Origin of the sequence: Ruminococcus sp. HUN007 (assembly GCF_000712055.1) — a bacterium.
In the GTDB taxonomy this organism is placed as follows: Bacteria; Bacillota; Clostridia; order Oscillospirales; family Ruminococcaceae; genus HUN007.
Genome location: NZ_JOOA01000002.1, coordinates 2,536,037 through 2,560,433 on the forward strand (window position 1 = coordinate 2,536,037; position 24,397 = coordinate 2,560,433).

The following is a 24,397-nucleotide window of genomic DNA, read 5'->3' on the forward strand; positions in this document are numbered from 1 at the left end:
CGTCACTCCCGTATCTGTAATAATTCAGCGGTCACGCTTCGTTTTTCACTATGTACATGAAACCGGAAGGATTGATAATAAAGCCGTCAGCATTCGATGCTGCGTCCTTAAGCGCTGCGTGGTCCATGATAACAGCGTTCCATTCATCCTTTGAATAGAGCTTTGTGAATTCGCGCCAGTCAGTAAATGCTGCGACAAATCCTTTTTCGAGCTTTAAAGGATTCACTACTGCGATCTTTGAAGGTGTTTCTCCTGTTATTTTCATAACTTCGCCGTCGGCAAGATGGCGGTCGGTCTGAACAGGAACAAGGAAGTGTGATGTTTCGATCAGTTCTTTGATTTTTTTATCGGCTTCAGCAAGGGCAGGGTGCTTTCCGTCGCTTGCGTATGACACTTCAAGTGATGTCAGTACAGTGAACATGAGTTCCGGATTCATTTCAGACGGAGCTTCGCTTTCAGTGCTGACACTGAGGATATCTTTGAGAGAAACGGTGACATTAGGCTGGCCGTTGTCTACAATGAACTGCTTGACGCCGATTCTGTAAAGTTCAAACATTTCATCAAGAATGGCTTCGTTACCGGTGAATGTTTTCATGGTAAGCGGTACGCCTTCCTTGAAATAGTGTTCGTGTGCAGCCTTTGAGAATTCCTTTTCGGTGAATACCCATGCACATCCTCTTACATCGATGTACGGATATCCTGTCATGACGTGGTAGGCTACATACAGTTCTTCTGATCTCATGAGTCTGAGGAGAACGGATGAGAATACATACTGCCTTTTCTGTGCCCATTCTTCGTTTGAAGCATCTTCTTTCTGCTTTGCAATCACGGAAGCGTAGAGAAATATCAGTTCCTGAACTGAAAGTTCAAGCATGCTTTCGTCAGCAGGACCGTTAAGATATTTGTCGAGAATATTTTTCTTCTGGCTGTCTGTCATGTGATGACCTCCTGTAATATATTGATTTGATTGTATTTCTGCGGTTATACGATCAGTATGGTGTGCAAAGTTTTGCGGTAAATACTGCACTGCAGATCCGGATGATGCCTGAACCGGTGTTAAAGAAAAAGCTGCATGCGTAACATGCAGCTTTTTAAGTAAACGTAATTGTTTTTAAACGAAAATCAGATATCGAATTCGCCGCGGTCTTCGTTATTTACAACGTAGAATGCCTTGCTCTGATTAGTATTGATGTAAACTTTGATATCAGCTATTTCGCCCTTGTTTGAAGCGAGCCAGTGCTTCTTTGCGTTTTCTGTGATATCAGAGATTGAAAGCTGCTTGCCGTCAAATTCTACAAAGCTTGCTTCCTTTGCCTTTTTTTACTGACTTTGAAGCAGTTTCCTTTACCTTGGATGCAGTTTCTTTTACCTTTGTAGCGGTTTCCTTAACTTTATCCTTGACTTCCTTGGCAACCTTTGAATCCTTTACAGTTTCTTTAACTTCTGCAACGATGTTGTTTTTTGGAGCTGCTGTTTTCTTAGCAGTTTCTTTTTCTTTGTTTGCCATACCAATGTACCCCTTTTCATTTAAAAAATAGTTTCAAATCATCTAATGATTTTATATTGATTATAGCACTTATATCACTATTTGTCAAATCGTTTTTTTGATGATTCTGAAAAAACTTTATAACTGAGAAGAAATGACGTGAACCGGACTTTTTACATAAACAATGAGCGGGAAAATGAATTATACATTCACAAAATGGAAAAATAATAATGAACAGTTTCTGAATTATGTGAAGATTAAGAGGCGGGCGATAAATCTGCACATGATCCGTACAGCGCGGTGACCTTTCAGTACGGACCGGTAAGGCTTAAATGCCGGATATAAAAAAACAACTGCAGACATTGTCTGCAGTTGTTCCTGGCGCGGAAAGAGGGATTTGAACCCTCGCGCCGGTTTCCCGACCTACTCCCTTAGCAGGGGAGCCCCTTCACCACTTGGGTATTTCCGCATGTTGAATCAAAAAAATATAACGCCAACTATTAAAAAAATTTGGCGCAGAGGGTGGGATTCGAACCCACGTGACCGTTAAGTCAAACGGTTTTCAAGACCGCCTCGTTATGACCGCTTCGATACCTCTGCGTGTGTCAGCTTTATTATTATATCACGCAGAGCACCGGATGTCAAGACTTTTTTTCAAAAAAATTCACGCAGGTTCCATGATGGAAACTGCGTGACGGTAATTTATACTGCCGGGCAGGAATTTTCAATGAAGTCTGCCACGTCAGTGTAAGGCATAGGCTTTCCGAAAAGATATCCCTGTACGAGTTCACAGCCGATATTCTGAAGGAACTGTACCTGCTGAGGGAATTCCACGCCTTCGCATACTACGCGTATGTTGATGTTGTGTGCCATATTGGTGATCGACTTTATTATCTCGGCAGGCTTTTTCTCAATAAGATTTTCAGTGAGGAAAGTCTTGTCTATCTTAAGTGAGTCAACAGGTATATCCTTAAGGAAGTTAAGAGTTGAATAGCCTGTACCGAAGTCGTCCATTGATATCCTGAATCCGCATTCACGCAGTTCAGACAGCACTGAGATCGTTTCATCCAGATTGTTTACATAGGCACTTTCGGTAACTTCAAGCTCAATGTACTTTGGCGGAATATTATACTTTCCTGTAAGAGCCATGAGCCTTCTGACATATCCTTTTTCATGTATGGTTATCTGTGACTGGTTTATTGCAATAGGAAGAACGCGCAGATCTGCGTCGAGCCTGCGGCGGATGTACGAGCACATCTGTTCGAGTACGCAGAAGTCTATGTCGCTTATAAATCCGTTTTCCTCGCAGACATCAATGAATTTGTCCGGAGTGAGAAGTCCGCGTACAGGATGGTTCCAGCGTACAAGCGCTTCCATACTTACGTATTCGTGGTTGAGTATGTCGTACTGAGGCTGAACAAAAGTGCATATCTGACCGGTACGGCAGGCGTTCTGAATCTCACTGAGTATTTCGTATTTATGAAATTCTTCGCTGTACATTGAAGGCTCAAAGCGGATGTGAACAGAGCCTTTCTTTTTCTTTGCGTGTTCATGCGCTGTTATTGAACAGTCGATGAGCTGCTCGAATTCAGTGCTTCTGTTCGAGTCGTCTATCTGTACGTATCCGGCAGAGAACTTTATTTCGTTTTCGTCGAGAATGTTGAGCTTCTGAAGTCTGTAGTTTATCTCTTCCATACGGCGCATTACTGCGAAAGTATCATGTACCTGCGTCAGAATAAGGAAGTTGTCTGCAAACAGCCTTGTAAAGTATTCACCCGGTTTCAGGAATTCCTGAAGCATCGAGCAGATCTCTTTCAGCATCTTGTCGCCTTTTTCGTAGCCGAGTATATGATTTATATTCCGGAACTCTTTTATATCAGCGTTGTAGAGGTGATAAACAACTCCCGGTTCCTTAACTGCTTTCGAGGCTTTTTCCTTGAAATCGTAGAGAATGAGCTGCCTTCTGTCCGAAGCATTTTCTTCGGAATAAATTGCGTATCTTGTCTTGTCGAATCTTTTTGCATTGCTCAGCGCGGCTTCAGCTTTCCTGTAAAGCGATTCAAAGTCACAGCCGTGCGCAGGAGAGTAAGCGACTCCGACACATCCGGTGACAGTCTCGTGATCACTGTCGGGAGTTTCAAGATTGTTGCATATTGAACAGAGTTCCTTTGCAGTGATGTTAAGATCGTCATAATCGCTGATGTCCTTGATGAAGATCAGAAATTCGTCTCCGTAGCTTTTGCCTGCTATTGAAGGACGCTTTACTGCAAGCAGCCCCTTTGAGACTGTGTCGAGTATTTTCTGACCTGCATCAGTTCCGTGGCGTTTCTGAAGGCTGCTGAAAGCGTTCAGGTCGAGCACGTAAAGCGCCTGCAGTTTTCTGCTGTTTTTACGGACGGAAAGATACTCATTCACAAGCCTGCGGAACAGGTCTTTCGGAACCATTACAGGCGGATGTACTGAAGTTGGTTCTTCAGGTATCTCTATGCCTGTGCTGTCGCCCAGGTCGGTGATTTTCATTGTGACAAAAATATCGCTTGATACATCTTCAGAGAAATATTTTACCTCAAGCTTTTCACACTTTGGTTCCTGCGTTTCAGTGTTTATCCTGAAATCAAGACTGTAGCTGGTTTTACCCTCAAAATAATTTTTCCAGAGATTTTTAAGCGTAAGGTTTTCAGATATCATTTTCCTGTCAGCCGGGAAGACGTGTGAAATAATAATGTTCATCAGAAGCGAATCGTGATAGGTCTGCCCTGACAGCGACATGATCGTGCCGCATGGATTGCGGCATATAACTATTCTGCTCTGACTCAGGTTTACAAGAAAGACCATACGTTCATTTTCAGAAGCATCCCCTATCATGCTTTCAAGGTATTCTTCCGATGTCATCTGCTCTGAGATGTCGGAAATAATAGCTATTGCCTTTGAAGGAGATTCGTTTACGCTTTCAATGGCTGACAGATCGGCCCTCAGCCAGATAGGACTTTCTGTTTCCGGCACGTACTTGAAAATACTGCTTCCGTTTCTTTTTCCGTTTCTTATGCTGTAGTAGAGGGAAGATATCGCCTCGTGAAACGATTCGTGGATGCGTCTGGTCCTGAAAAGTTCGTCAGGCATATTTTCGATAATTTCCGGAATGCCGTATTTCCTGCTGAAGTATTCCGGAAATGTAAGAGTTCTTTTTTCAAAGTCTATTGTACAGTAAACATCAGAATTGCGAGCAGCTGCCATGGTAAGGACGGCTTTTGTGGTCGTCAGTTCGTTTTCTGTTTCCTTTAGTGCGGTAACATCATGAAATGTGCACATGTAGCATGGTTTGCTGTTTTCCAGGGTCGTGAATGAATCACAGGATACCCAGATGACCTTTCCGGTTGCAGTAACAGCGCGGCATATACCGGAACGCTCATTTCCCGAGCGCATGATCCCGCTTATGAAGCGGCTGTGGTCGTCAGGATGTATGATCAGTTCGCTTATGTTCTGACTGAACTTTTCCATGTCTTCTTCAGTATATCCGAAAAGCCGGAAAAAACCTTTGTTTGCCCTGATAAGAGCAGCATGAGTTTCCGTTCTGTCAAGTGAAAGCAGTGCACATGAAAGATTCTCGGTTATGTTATTAAGGAGCATACGGTTTTTCGTCAGGTCGAGTTCGGTTTTCTTTAAGTCGGTTATATCTTCTCCGATGCCCATGAAGTATTCGCTGCCGCATGATGAGACCATTTTTTTGAATGAGCAGCTGACCCATTTTATATTCTTGTTTTTATCTGTTACACGTACTGTACAGCTTGAAAAAGTATCAGATTTGTCGGAACATCTTATTGCATGGAGAAAATGATCGACATCGAGTGAATTCATGAAGTCTGTATAGCTCAGATTTAATTCTGATATTTCTTCACGCGTGCAGGCTATGAGTTTCAGAAAGCTGTCGTTATAGTAGAACGGAAATTTGTCTGTACGTCTGAATTTGAATACGAGGGAATGCATGCCGCGGAGCATCTCTTCCTGCTGTCTGAAGAAGTCAGAGTCTCCGAGTACGGAAAAAGCACATACTATTCTTTCGTAATTGTCATCTGTTACATTATATATAAGGTTGCAGGTAACATAAATAAGTGTTCCGTCCTTTTTTATAAGTCTTAAGTCGATGCTTTCGAACGGATTTTCAGAAGACAGCGCTTCTTTTACGGAACGGTATTTTTCCAGATCGTCCGGATGGATTATCTTTGTCAGATCTCTTATTTCAGGATCAGTAAGGGAATTGTATCCGGTAAGACTGGAAAATCTTGCGTCATATTCGCAGGTAACATGGTGGTTGCAGACATCAGTGATAAAAAAACAGTCACAGCTGTTGTCGTTGTAGCAAAGATCATTTGGTGAATACATTATAGGTTCTCCTCCCGTTAGGCCGGTGTGTTCTGAATATCACGCCTGCGTGCATGAAGCAGGATTCTGGGGTGAATATCTTAATAACTGACTTTACACACAATTTGTATTATACGAATGTTCATAAAAAATATGACGTCCACTCTAATTATAGCCTGTAAGCAGAAAAAAATCAATACCGTATCAACAAGAACAAAAGAAATCTGTGAAATATCACGAAAATATGATTTTAAATACATATGAAATAGCAATGCAAAATGAAAAATAAAGAGATCCGGACGGAGAATACAGTTACAGAAAACAAAAACAGCACCCGTAAAAGGGTGCTGTGAAATGAATTGCAATTATTGTTTTACTTTGTTTTTATTCCGTTTTCTTCAGCATATTTTTCAGCGGCAGAGCCTTTCTTTGTCTTTATGCTGAAATCTTCCTTCAGTAATTCTTCAGGATCACTTACGGCTTTTGAAGCATCGACGTTGTAGCCGAATGCTTTTTCACCGATTTCCGTGACTGTTTCCGGTATTGCGGCTTCAGTGTAGTCCGGACACATGAAAAAGGCTTTTTCACCTATTTTTACGAGTGATTTCGGGAAGCTTACTCCGGAAAGAGCTGAAGAACGGGCAAAAGCGAAATCTCCGATCTCGGTCACGCCTTCAGGAATAACCACCTTTTTTAACAGGCTGTCGCTGAAGCAGCTTTCCGGAATGACTGTGAGCGACTTTGAAATGGTGAGATCACAAAGCGTATCACATCCGGCGAATGCTCCTGTTCCGAGTTTTGTAACTGAATCCGGAATAACGGCAGTTCTCAGATAATTACAGTTGTAGAAAGCGTATTCACCTATGGATTCGGTATTGCTTCCTGCCGACAGGGTCTTCATTGCGAAGCACTCGAAAAATGCGTAATCTCCGATTTCCTTTACAGTGGATGGCAGAGAAACGCCGGCAAGTTCATGGCATGATGCGAAAGCACCTTCGCCGAGGATCTCGACACCTTCTGCAAACGTAAGTTCAGTAAGCGAAAAACAGTTGGTGAAAGCGCCTTTTTCAATTGTTTTTACACTTCCCGGGATGTGTATCGATGTGATAGTGTTTATATTGTTTTCCCTGTAAGGCTTTTCATTCTGACCGTTCTGACCGGCTGTATCGTTTTTTTTCAAAACCGTCAAAAGCGTATTCAGCGATGGAAACAACAGGTTTGCCGTCTATCTCAGAAGGTATGTTTACTGTTTTTGAATTTCCCTTATATCCTCTGACAGTTATATTTCCGTCTTTTTCTTCGTATACAAACTCGGAAGCGTCGTTCGGGGTCACGTCACTGTCAGCAACGACAGGTACGGCCGGCGTGTCTGTACTTTTATCTGTATCAGTTTTATCTTTTTCGCATCCGCACACTGCACATGAGACAAGTGCGAGTGAAAGGATGCAGCACAGGATCTTTTTCATTGGCGGTTCTCCGTTATAGTTATTTTTTAGTAAAGAAATACGGACCAGGCTTTTACTTAGGCTTAACTTTCATTATGAATATTGTAAGGAAAGTCCATACCGTGTGATACAGAATGACCATAAGCGGTGTTATCTGTCCGATTATACCGATGATCATGAATACTACTGCAAAGATAAGCGCAAGTATTGCTGATGTGCTCTGAAGCACAAGCCCTGTAAGCGAACTGTGATGGATGTTTCTTATGTTTGAAAGCGCCTTTGTGATGGATGAAAGCTTTCCGGTGCAGATGACAGAGGCACTTGATTTTTCAACCGGTGCTGTTATACGTTCGCAGAAGTCACGGTGTTCTTCAGGAATGATCTTTACCATGTCTCCCGGAAGGCCGAAGAGTCTTGCGATTCTCGGGGCTGTAACTGCACAGTCATTGTTTTTCACTATGACTGAAATATTGTTGTCGATGAGTTCGGAAAGATATTCTGATACCTTTTTGTCAGCTGTGAGCATTACGGTAAACACCGCAGCCAGATTGCCTGAAACTGAAAGGTAAAGAGGAATGCGGCCGTTCATTACAGCATCCTGATCCTTTGACTTTGACGGAATGCCTTCGATGTTGTGGTTTACCATCAGCTGACGTGTGCCAAGAAGAACACGCTTGTTTTCCATCCATCCGCAGATCCCGAGTGAATCTTCAGCAAAGAAGTTTTCTACTTTTACAAGAAGCGATCTGTCATGGTTGATTATGCTGTCGAACATGTCACTGAAAATACTGCCGGATTCAATGATCAGGCTTGCCGCAGAAACTATTGCATCATCGATTTTCGTGTCGGAACACATTCTTATGGAACAGAGTTTGAGAGAACTGTCAGGGAACAGCTGCTTTGTATCAAGAATAACGGCGTTCGTGTCATAGAAATCGTCAATACTCTGGTATCCCAGTATCAGGCTTTCATTGTCCTCGACCTCTGCGGCAGCAGCGGCGAGCGGCATATTGACAACCAGCGGTACTGCAAAGCATGAACACAGTGAAACGAACATTGAGAACATTGAAGTGATGAATGTTATGTTCAGTGTTGTCACTGTACGGCTGCAGACTATGACTGAGGCAAGAGTCAGCAGAACTGAAATGAACAGCGAAGCCGGTACGTATTTTCTGCAGAGCTTGTCAGCGATATCGGCAGAATATGAATACCTGAGGAAGTTTTCTGAAAAATTCGTCTTTCTTGCTGCTGCAAGTATCGGATATTCATTTATAGTTCCCTTGGTGATCTGTTCCGCTCTGGCTTCATCGTCGACATAAATAAGTGAATACTTGTCATCGTATGAGGTGATAAGCGTGTCGAAATTGTTTATCGCCCTGTTTACAATAAGATGTTTTCCCATTGTATTAACAAGAAAAGCGGTTATGGCTGCCGGTGCGAAAAGACACACGGAACCTGAGCTGATGAGTTCAGGACTTTCCGTTGAAATTGCAGCGGCGATCGTGCTTACTGTTATTGAAACTGCCGCAAGGCTGTCACAGTCTGCTTTTTTTCTGAACAGATTTTTAAGTCCGCTTGTTATCACAGGGAAGGACGAGAAAAGAGCTGCTGCTGAGACCATGAACATCGTGAAACTGTACCTGTGAGGCGATATGGTGCTGCTTATGAATGAAGGTACGGGAATTTTATACAGTGCTGAAGCAGAAAGATAAATGCTGATGAGCATGGCAGCCATCTGTATTCCGAATTTTATCGTGAGATTGCTTTTCAGACTGTAAAGATCTTCAAGTATCAGCGATGCATCGGAAGGATCGTTGTAATCGTCAAGACTGTTTTCTGCTGCCCTCTCGAAGCTTTTGTTGATTTTTCTGAAAAACCCCTGCGGATTTTCAGCTGCTTCATCAGATGTGGTGTTTTCGTCTATATCAACGTCTATCGAGAAGTAGTCAACTTCAGGAACGGACTTAACGTCCATTTTCTGTTTTCTCTCAGAAACGCTGCGCGATCCGAACATATACTGCTTTAGTTTTGTGAAAATGCCTTCTGACTGTCCGGCATCTTCAGTGGAATCTGCTTTTTCCTTTACGGTTTCAAGCGGAGCGTAGTCCGACTTTGTTTCGTTCTGATCGGAAAGATGCTTTTTTTTTCGGGGTGATCTCCTCTTCGGCTTCTTTCTTCAGTTTTCTGCTTTCTTTTCTGACGTACCTTATGTTGTCCTCAGGATTGCGGATAGCAGGACCTGATCTGTCTTCGTTTTTTGCAGTACTTATGTAGGAAAAACTCTGTCTTTTGCTCCGGTATATGTCTTCGTCCGCACCGCGGAATGAAGACGGAGCTGTGTCGTCGGATACAGGTCCGGAGAAGAGAATAGGTTTCTTTTCATCTTCAGGACCGTCATCTGTTTTTTCTGCGCCGCTTTCAGATTCCGTACGGTCTGAAGTGTCTGCAGATTCTTCCGCATCTGATGGATCATCAGTACTTTCCGGTTCTTCATTATCGGGAACATCGGGGATGATGCTGATTTCTCCGGCATCTTCTTCCGTGATGTCTTCCTTTTCTTCATTAACGGGATCTTCAGAAGGTGATACGGTGTCTTCCGCTGATACGGAAAACATGTCTGTTTTTGCGAGCTTTTCTGATTCCTCTTCAAATTCCTTCAGAAAATCAGGTACGACCTCCTCAACGTGTGCCCCTTCGTCAGCTGTCTGACTGTCTGAAAATGTGCTGCTTTCCGGTTCGGAAATGTCCGGTGTGTTTTCCTCATTCTCTGCACCAAACTCAAATTCAGCTTCTGTGCCGGTGTGGAGAATTTCTTCTGTTTCATTTTCCGTCTCAGCTTCTGCATCCTCAAAAACGAGCTTTTTCAGAAGCTCTCCAAACGGATTTGGCTTTTTCGAGTCCATTTTAACTCCTTATTTGTTTCTTTGTCTTACCGCTTCATACATGAAAATTCCGGCTGCAACCGAAGCGTTAAGAGAATTTACGTGTCCGTACATCGGAAGGCTGAGAAGAAAATCACATTTTTCCTTTATCAGTTTTCCCATGCCGAAGCCTTCGGAACCTATAACGAAGGCTATTCCGCCGTTTAAGTCAACTGTGGTGTAATCGGCGCCTTCCGCATCGGTTCCGTATATCCAGATGTTCTTTTCCTTGAGATCATCGATCACTGAAGCGAGATTCGATACTCTGGCGACCGGGATCCAGCTTGCAGCTCCTGCGGAAGTTTTGTGCACTGTCTGATTAAGCGATGCGCTTCTCCTTTTCGGGATGATGACACCATCTGCACCTGCTGCTTCAGCTGTACGGATTATCGCACCGAGGTTGTGCGGATCTTCGATCTCATCGCATATGATGATGAACGGAGCATGTCCCTTTTCTTCTGCTCTTTCAAGAATGTCCTCAACAGTTGAGTATTCTGCACATGCGCATACAGCGACAACTCCCTGATGCGTAGCTGTGCCGCACATCTGACGAAGTTTCTGGTCGTTGACGTTCTTGACTACGACTCCGTTGTTTTTTGCCATGGAAGTGATCTTGCTGAAGATCGTTCCTGAACCTGCCAGATAGATGGTGTCGATCGGCTGGTCAGCCTTCAGCGCTTCCATTACGGGATTTTTACCGAGAATAAGATTCTGCTCGTTATCACGGCTGTTGTTTTTATCGTTCATATTATGATCATTCCTGTTTTATAGGTTGGCTTCAGAGACCGTTTTCTGCGGTTTCTCGTAACATACATTATTAATTATATCATTTCTCTGAATAAAAGACAATAGTCACTTAAAGCTTTTTTATCCTTATTATGGCATCGTTCCTGCTCCATGATACTGAAAAAGACAGATTTTCATATGTAACGTGCACAATTTTCTGAAAATTGCTTGTTTTACATTGCGTTCTGTATTATAATTTTATATATAGTGACTATGGAAGGAAAAGAGAAGGGAGGATTGGTTATGAAACTTTTTGGCAGAGAGCGTTTCACGTTCGGCAAAACAAAAAAAGAACAGGACGCCGACGATAACCAGGCCGTAAATTCCGGAGAAAACACAGATGAGGCTTCGGCTGCTTTGAAGCAGACTGATGAATCCCCTGAGAACGGATCCGCTGCGGAAAAGAAAAAAACTGACGAAAGACTCGGAATTTCTGAAAACTCGAAAATATATAAACTGTGGAACGAGTATCCGGAAAGCGTAAGGGGGGATAAATTTGATCCTCTGGGATTCATGTACGATAAGATACAGGAAACGCATGATGAGCTTAAGGAAAATTTCTACAGAATACATGCTGACACAGCGAATTTTAAGGATTTTGACGCTAATCAGAAAGAGATAGCAGAGTTTATAAAGGAACTTTCGCAATATTCCGGAAGGGTCCTCCGCACTGTAAGCAAAGGTTTTGAAATCACACAGGAACAGATAGAAAAGATAAAAAACATTGCCTTTGACGAAAACGGTGAGTTTTCGGAGACACGTCTCAGGAACAGTCTGCTGAACGACAGCAGTCTGGCTTCACTGGGCGGCTTCAGAAGCAGCGAGGAATTAAAGAAAATTATAGCTGCTGTACGTTCCGGAGATGATGCTCCGGGGAAAAAGGAAACTGATGCCGTGTATTCAGAAACAGAGGAAGCTGATTCTCTTCCGGCTTTCAGCGAACGTGACGCTGAAATAAAGTTTAAACTTTCATCTGATCTCATCCATGCCTGGGTGTTCATACTTCCTCCGGGCGTAAACGGAAAGGATGTGACCGTTTCAGGCATTACGGAAATACTTGCGCAGAACGGCGTTATTTTCGGAATAGATGAGTCCATGGCAGAAAGAATAGAAAAAGAAAAGCTTTACTTTAAACTCATCGAGATAGCCCGCGGCAAATATCCGGTAAACGGTTCAAACGGAAAGGTACGCGAACTTTTTTCAAGGGAGATAAATAAGATAAACCTTGTTGAAGACGAACACGGAAGAGTCAACAACAAGGAACTCGGTCTGATAAAGAGTGTGCACAAGGGCGATGTTCTTGCGGAGATCGAACTTCCGACCGAGGCCGCTGACGGAATGCAGGTAACCGGCGAGCCGGTACAGGGCACTGACGGTGAGTATCCGAAGGTCCCTGCCGGTACAAATACAAAGATATCCGAAGATAAAAAGACTGTTACTGCGGATGCTGACGGTGAGCTCTATTTTCAGAACGGTATTTTTGGTGTAAGAAAAGTGCTGAAGATAAACCATGACATTGATCTGTCAGTGGGAAATATTGATTTTGCAGGCGACCTGATCATAAACGGAAATATAAGGGAAGGATTTTCGGTAAAGTGTTCCGGCAACATGAAGATAAATGGTCTTTCGGAAAGCGCGGAGATAAGCGCAGGCGGCAATATTTTTATAGAAAAGGGCATGTTCGGCGGCTCGGACGGCAGCATTACCGCAGGCGGAAATCTTAACTGTAAATATCTTGAAAACTGCCGCGTTGATATCAGGGGTAATCTCAGTGCAGACCAGGTTCTGAGATGTACTGTATCAGCTGACGGATTTGTGGATGTTTCCGGTGTGAAGGGCAGGATAATCGGCGGAAGTATAACCGGAGGCAAAGGAATAAGCGCAAACTTCATCGGTACACAGTCGGGTATGGGAGCAAATGTGACCCTGACAACGGGAATGACCTCAGTTTATCTGAAGCAGCGTTCCCTGAAGGCGGCAGAGCTTGCGATCATCGAAGAAAGCCTGGCGAAACTCATGCAGAACATTCGTTTCCTTGAGGCTAAAAAGAATTCGCTCAATCAGCTTCAGAAGGCTCTTCTTGAAAAACTTGTGCTTCAGATCAAAGCAAGAAAAATTCAGAGAGATGAGCTTACGGCTGAGATTGAGGAAATCGATAAAAAAAGCCGCGGCAGCCGGTCCGCAGTTGAAATAAAATGCGGTCAGCTTCGTTCGGCAGTGGAAATCAACTTTGACGGATTCAGATATAATATCAGCAAGGAACTTAACAATTTCCGTGTTTTCAAGGACGGACCGAAGATAATCGCAAGGGCGAACGGGTTTGAAAAAGTAATAACCGACAAGGCGTGATCATTATCCGTGGTTAAGTCCGGGGTCTGTCTTAAACAACAGATCTGCATGCATATGTTATGCATGTTAAAACGTTTGGGATTAGTGGAAAATCCTGTTGAGAATGTGGAAAAAACAGATTACCATGTTGAAAATCAGAGGTTTTCCTGTTGAAAATTCTGTGGAAACAGTGGAAAAAGCACACTCTGACTCTTTGTTGAGTGTGTTGAATCGAATAATATATATCGGGAGAAAAAACAGTAGAGAAAAATTATGGATTACAGAGTAACAGATAATGGGATAATTGTGAGCCAGAATTGTTTTGATCTGGCACAGACGCTTGACTGCGGACAGGCGTTCCGGTGGAGCCGGAGGCCTGACGGAGCTTTCGAAGGAGATTTTCTTAACGAACATCTCGTTATATCGCAGCAGAGCAGTGATGAGTTTCTTCTGCACGGGGTTTCAGAGGAAAAATTTCTCGGCGTATGGAAGGATTATTTTGATCTTGATACAGACTACAGTGCCTTTATAGAACGTTTTTCCGATGACGAAACACTTTCACAGGCTGCGGAATTTGCGTCCGGAATAAGGATCCTCAGACAGGATCCCTGGGAAACGCTGTGCTCATTTATCATTTCGCAGAACAATAATATTCCGAGAATCAAGGGGATAATCGGCAGACTGTGTGAAAAATACAGCGGATTTCCGGATTACAGTACACTTGCTGAAGAAACTGCGGAATCACTGGCTTTTCTCAGGGCGGGCTTCCGCGCAAAGTATATTGAAGATGCCGCAAAGAGAATAGCCTCTCACGAGATCAGTCTTGAAAAAATAAAATCCATGCCGACTGATGATGCACGAAAGGAACTGATGCACATATGCGGTGTCGGACCTAAGGTTGCTGACTGTGTGCTGCTGTTCGGAATGCACAGACTGGAGGCTTTTCCGGTGGATGTATGGATGAAAAAAGTGATGGAACGCTTTTATCCTGACGGAATGCCGGAATGCGCAAAGGGACTTGAAGGTGTAGCTCAGCAGTATCTTTTCCACTATGTGCGGTGCAACCGTGAAAAACTTATCTGAACATATTGTGATATTATAACGAATTAGTTAGAACTTTTTTGTTCTTTCTTATGTAAATTGCATTAATATTATTGACACTAAGGGCATTTTGTTGTATTATTAATATATAGAATTGTATTATACCGGCGGAGCATTTATCAGGGGAAAATCTGCCCGTGGTTATTTTCGGGGTTAGGAGATATGTCCTGTATGCATCGGCTTTGATCAGACAGGTGCTTTATGCAGGAATTATTATGGTAAAGGGAAGGAGGGCTAATGAATGGAAGAAAAGAGAAGAGTAAGGATCGGGCTGTTTGTCAACAGTATACAGAACGACTACTCAACACTTGTGTGTCAGGGTGCAGCTGTAGCAGCAGAAGAGCTTGATGCTGATCTTCTTATTGTTCCGGGACGTGAGCTGGTCAATACGTGGGACAAAAGAGAAGTAAAAAGGTTTGAACTTCAGAACAATGTACTTTATACATTTATCAATTCCAGTAACATTGACGTGCTTATTGTTTCGATCGGAACTGTCGCTTCTTCTCTGAACGATAAGAAAAGAAAAGAATTTCTTGATCAGTACAGGGGCGTGAAAATTATTGCCCTTGAATCTGAGGTCGAAGGCTATCCGTCCATTCTTTACAGTATGAGCGGTCTCAGGCAGGAAATAGAACATTTCATAACTGTGCACGGAATGCGCAGGATTGCTTACCTGAGCGGTCCTGAAAACAATAATGTTGCACAGGAAAGAGTCGGCGTTTACAGGCAGGTAATGTCTGAACATGGTCTTGAAATACCTGACAACTACATTGCGTACGGCGATTTTTCGGATCTCTGCACTGATGTAGTGCGAAACTGGTTCGATGAAATGGCAGATAACTTTCCTGAAGTTATCTGCAGTGCCAACGATACCATGGTGAAGTGCATCAAAGAGGTATGCGCGGAACGCGGGATCAGGATCGGTACCGATCTGTTCGTTGCAGGATTTGACAATGCAGCATTTACAAATGTAATGGTGCCGCCGCTTACCACAGTAAAGTCCAATGTTATGACAATGGGCTATACTGCTGTTGTCAGCGCTGTGAATTACTATAAAACAGGAGTTTTCAAAAACACATCTGTTGACACCATGCTTATCACAAGGCAGTCCTGCGGATGCAGTCCTGAATCAGTCAGGGAAACAGAAACCAAAGGCATAAGTCTCGCTGTTGAAAAAGAAGAGCTTATTGAAAACATCATAAAATACACTGTAAAAAAATCATCACTTGATATAATTCCGCAGAGGCAGATACAGGTCCTCCGTGACTTTATCGGATATGTCTACGAACGCGCTGCGGGAAAAAGTTCTTCATCTGTCCCTTCTTCCGAAATGAGCAAACTTGTTTCGGAACTTATGAGTGAAGAAAATATGGAGTTCTTTACTTTTGATGCTATTAATGCTGTGGCTTTTGCTTTGCGCAAGATCGCACTTGAAGGAAACCCGGGAGCAAAACGCGAGGAAGTATTCAGAACCTTTGAAAGATTCTTCCGCAGTGTAAGCCTTCAGTTTGCTGAGAAGAGTCAGAACACTGAAAGCAGAATGATATCAGACCGCCTTGTTTTCTCGCGCATTGCTGATGACATGATGTCCAGCGGAAACGATGAATCCGAGAGCTTAAGACTGCTCATGAATGATATAAAACAGCTGTGTGTAAAAAGCTGTTACCTTTATCTTTACAATAAATCATTTGACGGTCTGTCCAAAGCAGCGTCCGCTGAAGAGGACATATCAGTCTGGAAAAGGCCGGACTATATTTATCTCAAGGCTTTGTATGACGACAACGCTTCTGTTTTTCCGGATCACGATGAGCAGAAGATGAGTTATGATGAATTCCTGACCAACAGATTCCATCAGAGTAAAAAACGCAGGACCATGGTTCTGCAGGCGCTTTATTTCAATAATGAGCACTATGGCATAATTCTCATGGAAAGCAGTACAATAGGTCTTATGTCTGAGACAATGAACATTTCACTTCAGATAAGCACGGCCATCAAACTTACACAGTTTATGGGGCAGCTTACTGATGCGCTTGACAATGTTGAGAAAGCCAACATAAAACTCAGCAGGGAATCCGTTACAGATCAGCTTACCGGTATTTATAACCGCCGCGGTTTCATAAGCGAGTCGGAAAAGATCCTTTCTGACAGAAGCGGAAAAGCATGCAGCGGTGCTGTGCTTTACGCTGACCTTGACTGCCTGAAAGTAATAAACGATACCTTTGGACACAGGGAAGGCGATTTTGCTATCAGGAAGGCTTCGGAGATACTCCGGACAAGTCTGAGAAAGTCAGATGTTGTCGGACGTGTGGGCGGTGACGAGTTCGTTGCGTTCATTATGGATATTGATGAGGAGAGAATAATGGCTGTCTGCCGGAGAATAACGAATATGGCGGCTGCCTTCAATAAAGAGAGCGACAAACCGTATAATATCGGGATCAGTATGGGATTGTACCGGTTCAATACTATTGACGGTGAGTCCATAGATCAGCTTATGTCCGGAGCGGACAGGGAGCTTTACAGCAATAAAAAGAATAAAGTCAAAGTAGTGCTTAAGGAAAAGCACTGATCAGGAGATCAATATGGAAAAAGAACACTGTCACTGTGTTTCGGAACACGGCGGATTTGACGGGAACATGCCGGATGACAATGTCCTGTACGATGTTTCCGAACTGTTCAAGGTTTTCGGTGACGCAACAAGGATAAAGATATTGTTTCTTCTTCTGAAAGAAGAAATGTGCGTCTGTGACATCGCGGGACTTCTTGGAATGCAGCAGTCCGCTATATCCCATCAGCTGCGTGTGCTAAAGCAGGCCAGACTGGTGAAATTCCGCAGGGAAGGCAAAACGGTCTTTTATTCCCTTGCAGACGGGCACGTCGAAACAATGCTCAGTCAGGGTATAGAGCATGCGACTGAGCAGCAGCCGAACACAGGCAACTAAATAAACGGATATGAATATAAGGAAACACTGATCAAATCGGAAATCCGGCGAAGCCGGATTTCCGGAGGTGGGATTTACGGGGCTTCGCCCCGAACCTCACGCTGATTTATGAATAAATCAGCGTTTCCATAAAAAACATATCTCTGATACAGAAAGGATACAGAATATGAAAAGAACTGGAAGACTATTTGCTTCTCTGGCAGCTGTTATTCTTGCGTCTTCGCTGGCTTCATGCGACAGCACAAAGCAGGAAAGCAGTAAAGACAATCTCGATACTGCCACAAGAGAAGAACTTGCCAGTCTTGCTGCCAAGGACTCAAGACTTACCGGAGAACTGGAAAACAAGACTATCAAGTGGATGGCAAACTGGGGCTATTCTGCTGAAAAAGATCCTAATCTTGTTGTTTTTCAGGAAAGATACGGCGGAACGATCGAAGAGACTATTATCGACTGGTCTGTAAGATACGACAAGCTCGCAACAGCTATAAACGGTGACGAAGGAATTGACTTTTTCCCTGCAGGAGATACGGATGCATTTCCTAAGGGCGCTATTAAATCAATGTTCGTTCCTGTTGATGACTACATTGATTTTGATTCGGAGCTCTGGAAAGATGTTAAGAAAGCTAACGACATATTCCTCTGGAACGGAAGCCACTACGTGATCTGTACAGATGTGAGCGGTGCCAATACTGCAGTTTTCTACAATAAGAAAACCATTGAGGAATACGGACTTGAGGATCCGGCTGAACTCTTTGCAAAGGGTGAATGGACATGGGATACCTTCAAGAAACAGCTTGATGATTTCGTTGATCCTGACAACGGCCTTTACGGTATTGACGGATACTGGACCGAGGCTGCTCTTTCACTTACCACCGGTGTTCCGTACATCGGACTTGAAAACGGAAAACTCGTAAACAACCTGAAAGATCCTGCTATAGAACGTGTACAGAATTTTATGGCAGAACTTCACGATGACGGATGTGTTCTTGACAAGGGACTCTTCGACTGGCAGGAAAAGCCGAACTTTATCGGCGAGGGTAAGGAACTTTTCTATCCGTGCGGATTATGGGCTGTTTACAAGCCTGCGGCAGAATGGAAAAAGACTTTAGGGGAGGATGCATTCTTCGTACCGATGCCAAAGGATCCGAAGGCAGACCACTACTACATTCCTTCAACTGTTGAAGGATTTATGATGGTATCAGGAGGAAAGAATCCTGAAGGCGTTGCAAAGTTTGCTGAATGCAAGAGAGCAGTGCTTCTGAATGAAGGCCTCAGACAGCTCGGAGAAGATATGACGGTTGAAAGCTACGGCTGGACACCTGAAATGGTTGCCATGAGAGACAAGATGACCGAAATGGCAAACGAGTATCCTGTGTTTGATTTCTATGTCGGCGTAAGCAACGATGTAACAAGTATTCTTGACAGTGCTGAAACCGGAATAAGAGGTACACTTCAGGCGGGAACACCATGGTCCGAGACTGTGGCTTCGTGCTATGATGTTATAAATACTCTGATTGATGATGCCAATAACGGAAAATCGTAACGGTAACAAGCAGAATAACAGGGGGAAGACAGTACCCTGAAAAAAGACCGGCATATCCTGGATCACATCAGAATTTGATGAGATCATGATATGCCGGTCTTGTTTTATTACAGCTCTTTTAACTTTCCTTTGATCTTATACCCTGGCGGCTGTTCCGGTTTTTTAGCTCCCTGTCTATTCCGTTGAGTACAGAACGCTTGTCACAGGTCCACAGCGGAGCTATAAGTGTTTTTTTTGTCTCCGTCTCCGGTGACTCTTTCAATTACGGTATCCGGTGCCATTATTTCGATCTGGTCACAGACAAGTGAGATATATTCATCTCTGTCAGGCAGCGGAAACGGATCAGCCGTGTACATTTCTGCAAGCTTTGTTCCTCTGATTATATGGAGCATATGGATCTTTACGCTTCCGGGATGAAGGCTGCTTACAGTTTCGGCTGTTTCCATCATCATTTCATATGTTTCACCGGGAAGACCGTTGATCATGTGAATGCAGGTGCGTATGCCTCTTTCCTTAAGCTTTGAGAATCCGCGGATGAATGTACTGAATGAGTGGCCGCGGTTAATGAGTTCTGCAGTTTTGTCGTGTATGGTCTGCAGGCCGAGTTCGACCGTCAGAAAAGTATGCTCTGACAGTTCGGAAAGCAGCTCTGTGATCTCATCGGAAAGACAGTCGGCTCTGGTGGCAATGGTAATTCCTCTGGTGCCCGGAAAGGCAAGTGCTTCATTATAGAATGCCCGGAGTGTGTTTACAGGGGCATAGGTGTTTGTGCCGGCCTGAAAGTAAGCGATGTAACTTGAACTTTTCCATTTGCCTGACAGAAGCTTTATCTGTTCAGTCATCTGATCGGTTATTGTGCTTCCGGAATTGCCTGAAAAATCTCCGCTGAGCATAGGTGAGCAGTAAATGCATCCGCCTGTGCCGCATTTTCCGTCCCGGTTCGGGCAGGAAAGGCCGGTGTTGACCGAAAGTTTTATCACTTTTTCGCCGAATGTTTCACGGAGAAAACGGTTCTGGGTGTAGTAACGCTTGTTATCGCGTGAGATATCAAATTCATTCATATAAGTGTCCTGTGCATGTGCAAAGTGTCGATTTTGTAAGAATCCTATTGATTTTGTTCTATAAATATGATATACTGTATATGAGAAATAGTACGATTTTTTATTAATATAATTATACACTAAAAAAGGAAATATAACAACACTGACTGAAAGGAGAATTGGGATGGCTAAGATCTTAGTTACCGGTGCTTGCGGGCTTATGGGTGAAAAGGTCTGCTCAGGATTACTTAAAAGAGATAATAATGAGATAATCGGAACCGACACTAAGTCAAGCACCTACAATGAGGGGAAAGAACGCTATACTTTCGTAGCTGCAGGTCCGAGAGACCGTGCTGTTTTTGAAGAGCTTTTTAAAAATGAGAAAATTGACATACTTGTTCACTGTGCTTGTACTGCTGACAACGATCTGAAAGATATTATCACAGAAGATGATATCAAGGAAAGCGGAATATATGATGACTATCTTTACACACTGGCAGTTTCGTCCGGAGTAAAGAAAGCTATTATAATCAGTACGAGTCAGGTCTATGATTTTCCGAAATCAAGAGAGCCGATCAGAGAAACAGACAAGCTGAAGCTTGACTCAAACTATGCAAAACTGAAAAGAAAAGCTGAGGAGAAGTTCGGAGAAGCCATAAAGGCTAATCCTGAAGTTATCGGAGCTGCACTCAGGGTCGCTCCTATCTATACCAGTGATTTTTCAGATAATCTTCTTGCGAAGATATATGACCCGGAAACAGACGGATTGTTTGTGTACTATTCAGGTGATTACGGATTTCAGTTCTGCTGTCTGCATAACCTTGTGGAATTTATCATGTGTTATGTAAAATATGCTGAAGACAGAACTTACAGTGGTCTCTACAATATTGCTGACAATAACATCTGTTCAGCGCGTGAGATCATATCCTATGCGAGAGCCCGCAAGACATACGGTCCGGCTCTTCAGAGAAATGTAAGCAAGGACAAGATGAGGAATCTTATCGGACGTCTGACGAGCAGGGGCGATCAGAAGACTAACTACCGTTACAATGATATGGACATTTTCTTCAACAATAATGTACTTGACGGAACCAGAGCCAAAAAACTCTGCAATTTCAAGTGGAATATCGAAAATACGAAGTAAATGCGGGATACATTCATGCCGAACGCATGATGAAAACAAAGATCATAAACAGGCGGAACACCACTAAAAAAAGCACATCGGAAGATGTGCTTTTTTTGTGCCGTAATTCCCGGATTATGATGATATTCCAGCTCAGTGCTGTTATCCGAGTATGCCTTTCCATTTGGTTATGAGTGCGGAACACTGTTCAAGTTCAGAGGATGAAACAGCTTCCTTCAGTTCGTCAAATACTGTTTTGCTTTCGCCGGTAAGTTTGAATTTGCTGAGATTTTCAACAACTTCTTCCATAGTAAGTGAGTCGAAGTCTTCTATGGCTTCCGCAAGCTTGTCCAGCTGTTCGTTTATCTGACCGCTGTCAGCTTCCTTTTCCTCGTCCTCGTCTGGAACGTCAGGGAAGAGATACTTCAGTGATTTTCTGTAACCGCGGTATTCTTCGAGCATAGATGCAGTCTTTTCGCGGATAAGATCGATGTTGCCTTCGTTGCCCGCCTTTTCCATTTCGGCAGCAACTGCAGAAACGTGTTCGGCACCGATCTGTTTTGAAGTGCTCTTGAGGGCGTGAACTTCGATGGTGTAGTTCTTCCAGTCCTCATTGTTGTAGTGGTTCTCGATGGAACGCGCTTTCTGTTCGATAGAACAGAAATACTGTTTGAGTACAGTGAGGAAGAGTTTTTCAGTTCCGAGAAGTGAAAGTGCAAGCTTTACATTGAGACCTTCAATTTCAAGCGGCCCGCTTCTCTGACCCGGAGCTGCAGGCTTAGGCGGAGCCGGTTTAGGAGCCGGCGGAGGAGCTGCAGGAGCACTCTTAGGAGCCGGCTGAGCAGGGACACTCTGTGAAGCTGGTGCTGATGCCGGCTGAGGAGCAGGCTGTGCAGGGGCACTCTGAGGGGCCGGAGCTGATGCCGGCTGAGGAGCAGGTTGTGCAGGAGTGCTCTGCGGAGCTGGTGCCGGAGCGGACTGAGGAGCCGGCTGGGCAGGAGCACTCTGTGGAGCTGGTGCCGGAGCGGACTGAGCTGCAGGCTGTGCCGGAGTACTCTGAGAAGCCGGAGCTGCTGCAGGCTGAACTTCAGGGGTTTCCGGTACAGGATCCGGTGAAGCGTCAAATGCAGACTGTTCTTCGGCGGCGCTTTCCGTTTCTGCTGTTTCAGTGTCGGTTCCGTCAGGATATGCTTCAGATTCAACTTCAACTTCCTTGTAGAACGGACCGAGCTCATCTTCCTGTTTTTCTTCATGTTGTGATTCTGCAATGACGATCTTTTCATGCGGCAGCCATTTCTTCAGTTTTGAAACGATATCCTTTATTTCAATCGGCTTTGCAACGAAGTCGTTCAGACCTTCGCTTAGGAACATGTCCTTGGCGTTGGCCACGGCATTTGCTGTAAGTGCGATGATAGGCGTATCCTCGTAGTCCGGGAATGTGGTCCTTATCATATGTGTTGCTTCGACACCGTCTATTTCCGGCATCATGTGGTCCATGAAGATAAGGTCGAATTTCTTTTCCTTTATCTTGTTGATAGCATCCTTTGCGCCGGTAGCAGTATCTATCTTCATGTTGAGCGGTTCAAGAAGACCTTCTGCAACCGTGAGGTTGATGGTGTTGTCGTCTACGATGAGGATCTGTGCATCCGGTGCGGTGAACGGGAAGTCGTCATCCATGAAGTCTGCAAATGCAGCGTAGTCTTCACCGATACCGAGTATCGAGTACAGTGAAAGTACGTAGATCGGCTTTCTTATTGTACGTATATTTACAACGTTGAAACGCTTGAGGCTCTTTCTGTTTTCGATAACCACACACTGGAGTTTCGGATTGTTTGTAACGAATGTCTGTATCTCCTTGGTGAAAAGATTTTCCTCGATGAACAGAAAATCAAAGTCGAGGGAGTCCATGTAGTTCTCTTTTTCAAGGACTGTGTAGGTTGCGTTGAGACGTGAAAGGTCCTTTACGAGCTGCATGCATATGTACATGTTCTGCGAAATGACTGCAGCTGAGATGGTTTTGTCAGCCTTAGGCACTGAAGGCTCCTTGCTGACGATCTTCTGCGGAATGATTATAGCAAAGGTACTTCCTACATTGTATTCACTCTCAACATCGATAAAGCCGCCCATGAGTGTGAGAAGCTGCTGCGTGATGGCAAGTCCCAGACCGGTACCTTCGATATTTCTGTTACGTTTACTGTCTACCTGCTGGAACGATTCGAAGATCTTGTCGAGGTTCTCTTCCTTGATACCCATACCGGTATCCATTACGAGAGCCTTGAGCGTTCCTTCGTTTTCATTCTTTTTTCTGAATTTGAGACGAAGCTGGACCTGACCCTGCTTTGTGAACTTAACGGCGTTTGTAAGAAGATTGATAAGTATCTGCTGTATTCTTACATTGTCGCCGAAGAGCTTGTGCGGTATCTCAGGCGGAGCATCGACAGTGAATTCGATGTTCTTGTCGCCGATACGGCTGTTTACCATACTTGCAATGTCGTTGATCATCGAAAGCGGTTCATACGGTACCTCGATGATCTCCATTTTTCCGGATTCGATCTTGGAGAAGTCGAGGATGTCGTTGATGATGGTGAGGAGGTTTTTACCTGAAGCACGTATCTGGTGGATGAAGTCACGTGCAGTAGGGGACATTTCCTCACGGAGAGCCATTTCCGCCATACCGAGCACGGCGTTCATAGGCGTACGGATCTCGTGGCTCATGTTCGCAAGGAAGTCGGATTTGAGCTTTGCACTTTTCTCGACTTCAGCGCTGTTGGCGAGCATGTTGAAGTTGTTCGTTGCAACTGTGCTGAGTACTTCGGCAAGACTGTTCAGTGAAAGTGCCGCCTTGTCGATTTCTTCCTGTGCAAGAATACGTACTTTCTTTGCTTCGTGTGTATAGTCATCCGGGTCTATTCCCAGTTCGTTTGCTTTTTCAGCGAAAGCATTCAGGTCAGGAGGTGATGAAAGGATCTGACCTCCGACAATACTGCCGACCATCTGGCCGTTTGCCATGATCGGTGCGGCGAATTCTATAAGTCCGGCGTGGCAGAAATATGTGCATACCCCTTTGTTTTCTATCGCCATTTCTGCTCCTCGCCTGTCGCATTCTTCGCATCTTCTGGCACCTTCAGGTGAAACACGCGTGAATCTTGAACAGAAATCACAGAAGTTCGACCCGTTTGTGACAGCTACGCCGTATGCATCGGTTATAATGCATGCCATGTCAGTCATAGAAGAAAACGCATCCTGGATCTTATGCAGTACATCCAGGTCTATAATATCAGTAAGATAAACATTTTCCGCTTCCATTATCAATAATCCCCTTTCAC

16 protein-coding genes and 2 tRNA genes are annotated in these 24,397 nt (G+C 44.1%); 6 read left to right on the forward strand and 12 right to left on the reverse strand.

Annotated features, from left to right (window positions below; all coding sequences use genetic code 11):
* Positions 1-31 precede the first annotated feature (31 nt).
* The 10 genes from CC97_RS15240 to rlmB form a co-directional block, all read right to left on the reverse strand.
* Entirely contained in the window at positions 32-937 is a 906-nt protein-coding gene (locus tag CC97_RS15240) for an SseB family protein (RefSeq protein WP_044975970.1), read from the reverse strand.
* Between the two features lie 348 nt (positions 938-1,285).
* Positions 1,286-1,507, reverse strand: coding sequence for a hypothetical protein (locus tag CC97_RS15245; protein WP_044975972.1), 222 nt, complete (start codon positions 1,505-1,507; stop codon positions 1,286-1,288).
* Positions 1,508-1,865: 358 nt separating this feature from the next.
* Positions 1,866-1,955, reverse strand: a tRNA-Ser gene (locus tag CC97_RS15250).
* 42 nt (positions 1,956-1,997) lie between these two features.
* A tRNA-Ser gene (locus CC97_RS15255) sits at positions 1,998-2,086 on the reverse strand.
* Positions 2,087-2,188: 102 nt separating this feature from the next.
* Positions 2,189-5,866 carry an EAL domain-containing protein gene (locus CC97_RS15260; protein WP_044975974.1) on the reverse strand — a complete coding sequence of 1,226 codons (3,678 nt, stop codon included), beginning with the start codon at positions 5,864-5,866 and terminating at the stop codon, positions 2,189-2,191.
* 352 nt (positions 5,867-6,218) lie between these two features.
* Positions 6,219-7,025: a leucine-rich repeat domain-containing protein gene (locus CC97_RS15265; RefSeq protein ID WP_049962960.1), complete on the reverse strand. Its 807-nt coding sequence runs from the start codon at positions 7,023-7,025 to the stop codon at positions 6,219-6,221.
* Entirely contained in the window at positions 6,985-7,311 is a 327-nt protein-coding gene (locus tag CC97_RS15270) for a hypothetical protein (protein WP_044975976.1), read from the reverse strand. Before CC97_RS15270 ends, CC97_RS15265 begins: the two co-directional genes overlap by 41 nt.
* Positions 7,312-7,363: 52 nt before the next feature.
* A complete protein-coding gene (locus tag CC97_RS15275; RefSeq protein WP_156036938.1) occupies positions 7,364-9,265 on the reverse strand; it encodes a hypothetical protein in 1,902 nt (633 codons plus the stop codon).
* A gap of 115 nt (positions 9,266-9,380) precedes the next feature.
* Positions 9,381-10,193: a hypothetical protein gene (locus CC97_RS15280; protein ID WP_044975979.1), complete on the reverse strand. Its 813-nt coding sequence runs from the start codon at positions 10,191-10,193 to the stop codon at positions 9,381-9,383.
* Positions 10,194-10,202: 9 nt separating this feature from the next.
* Complete coding sequence (gene rlmB, locus CC97_RS15285) at positions 10,203-10,958, reverse strand: 23S rRNA (guanosine(2251)-2'-O)-methyltransferase RlmB (protein ID WP_044975981.1); 756 nt, start codon at positions 10,956-10,958, stop codon at positions 10,203-10,205.
* Positions 10,959-11,240: 282 nt separating this feature from the next.
* On the opposite strand from rlmB, the gene CC97_RS15290 reads away from it, so the two are divergent.
* The 5 genes from CC97_RS15290 to CC97_RS15310 all read left to right on the forward strand — a co-directional run bounded on the left by CC97_RS15290 (position 11,241) and on the right by CC97_RS15310 (position 18,908).
* Positions 11,241-13,346, forward strand: coding sequence for a FapA family protein (locus CC97_RS15290; protein WP_044975983.1), 2,106 nt, complete (start codon positions 11,241-11,243; stop codon positions 13,344-13,346).
* Positions 13,347-13,598: 252 nt separating this feature from the next.
* On the forward strand, positions 13,599-14,408 hold the full coding sequence (locus CC97_RS15295) for a DNA glycosylase (RefSeq protein ID WP_044975985.1): 810 nt from the start codon (positions 13,599-13,601) through the stop codon (positions 14,406-14,408).
* Positions 14,409-14,667: 259 nt separating this feature from the next.
* Positions 14,668-16,992: a GGDEF domain-containing protein gene (locus tag CC97_RS15300; RefSeq protein WP_044975987.1), complete on the forward strand. Its 2,325-nt coding sequence runs from the start codon at positions 14,668-14,670 to the stop codon at positions 16,990-16,992.
* Positions 16,993-17,005: 13 nt separating this feature from the next.
* Positions 17,006-17,365, forward strand: coding sequence for a metalloregulator ArsR/SmtB family transcription factor (locus CC97_RS15305; protein ID WP_044975989.1), 360 nt, complete (start codon positions 17,006-17,008; stop codon positions 17,363-17,365).
* A gap of 166 nt (positions 17,366-17,531) precedes the next feature.
* Positions 17,532-18,908: an extracellular solute-binding protein gene (locus tag CC97_RS15310; protein ID WP_044975991.1), complete on the forward strand. Its 1,377-nt coding sequence runs from the start codon at positions 17,532-17,534 to the stop codon at positions 18,906-18,908.
* Positions 18,909-19,108: 200 nt separating this feature from the next.
* Here the strand turns inward: CC97_RS15310 and CC97_RS15315 are convergent, their stop codons facing one another.
* Positions 19,109-19,969, reverse strand: a complete 861-nt coding sequence (locus CC97_RS15315) for a TIGR01212 family radical SAM protein (RefSeq protein ID WP_347493742.1) — start codon at positions 19,967-19,969, stop codon at positions 19,109-19,111.
* A 163-nt stretch (positions 19,970-20,132) separates the two neighbouring features.
* On the opposite strand from CC97_RS15315, the gene CC97_RS15320 reads away from it, so the two are divergent.
* Entirely contained in the window at positions 20,133-21,092 is a 960-nt protein-coding gene (locus CC97_RS15320; RefSeq protein WP_044975993.1) for an NAD(P)-dependent oxidoreductase, read from the forward strand.
* 141 nt (positions 21,093-21,233) lie between these two features.
* Here CC97_RS15320 and CC97_RS19115 read toward each other — a convergent pair whose 3' ends face one another.
* A complete protein-coding gene (locus tag CC97_RS19115; protein WP_049962961.1) occupies positions 21,234-24,377 on the reverse strand; it encodes a PocR ligand-binding domain-containing protein in 3,144 nt (1,047 codons plus the stop codon).
* Between the last annotated feature and the right edge of the window lie 20 nt (positions 24,378-24,397).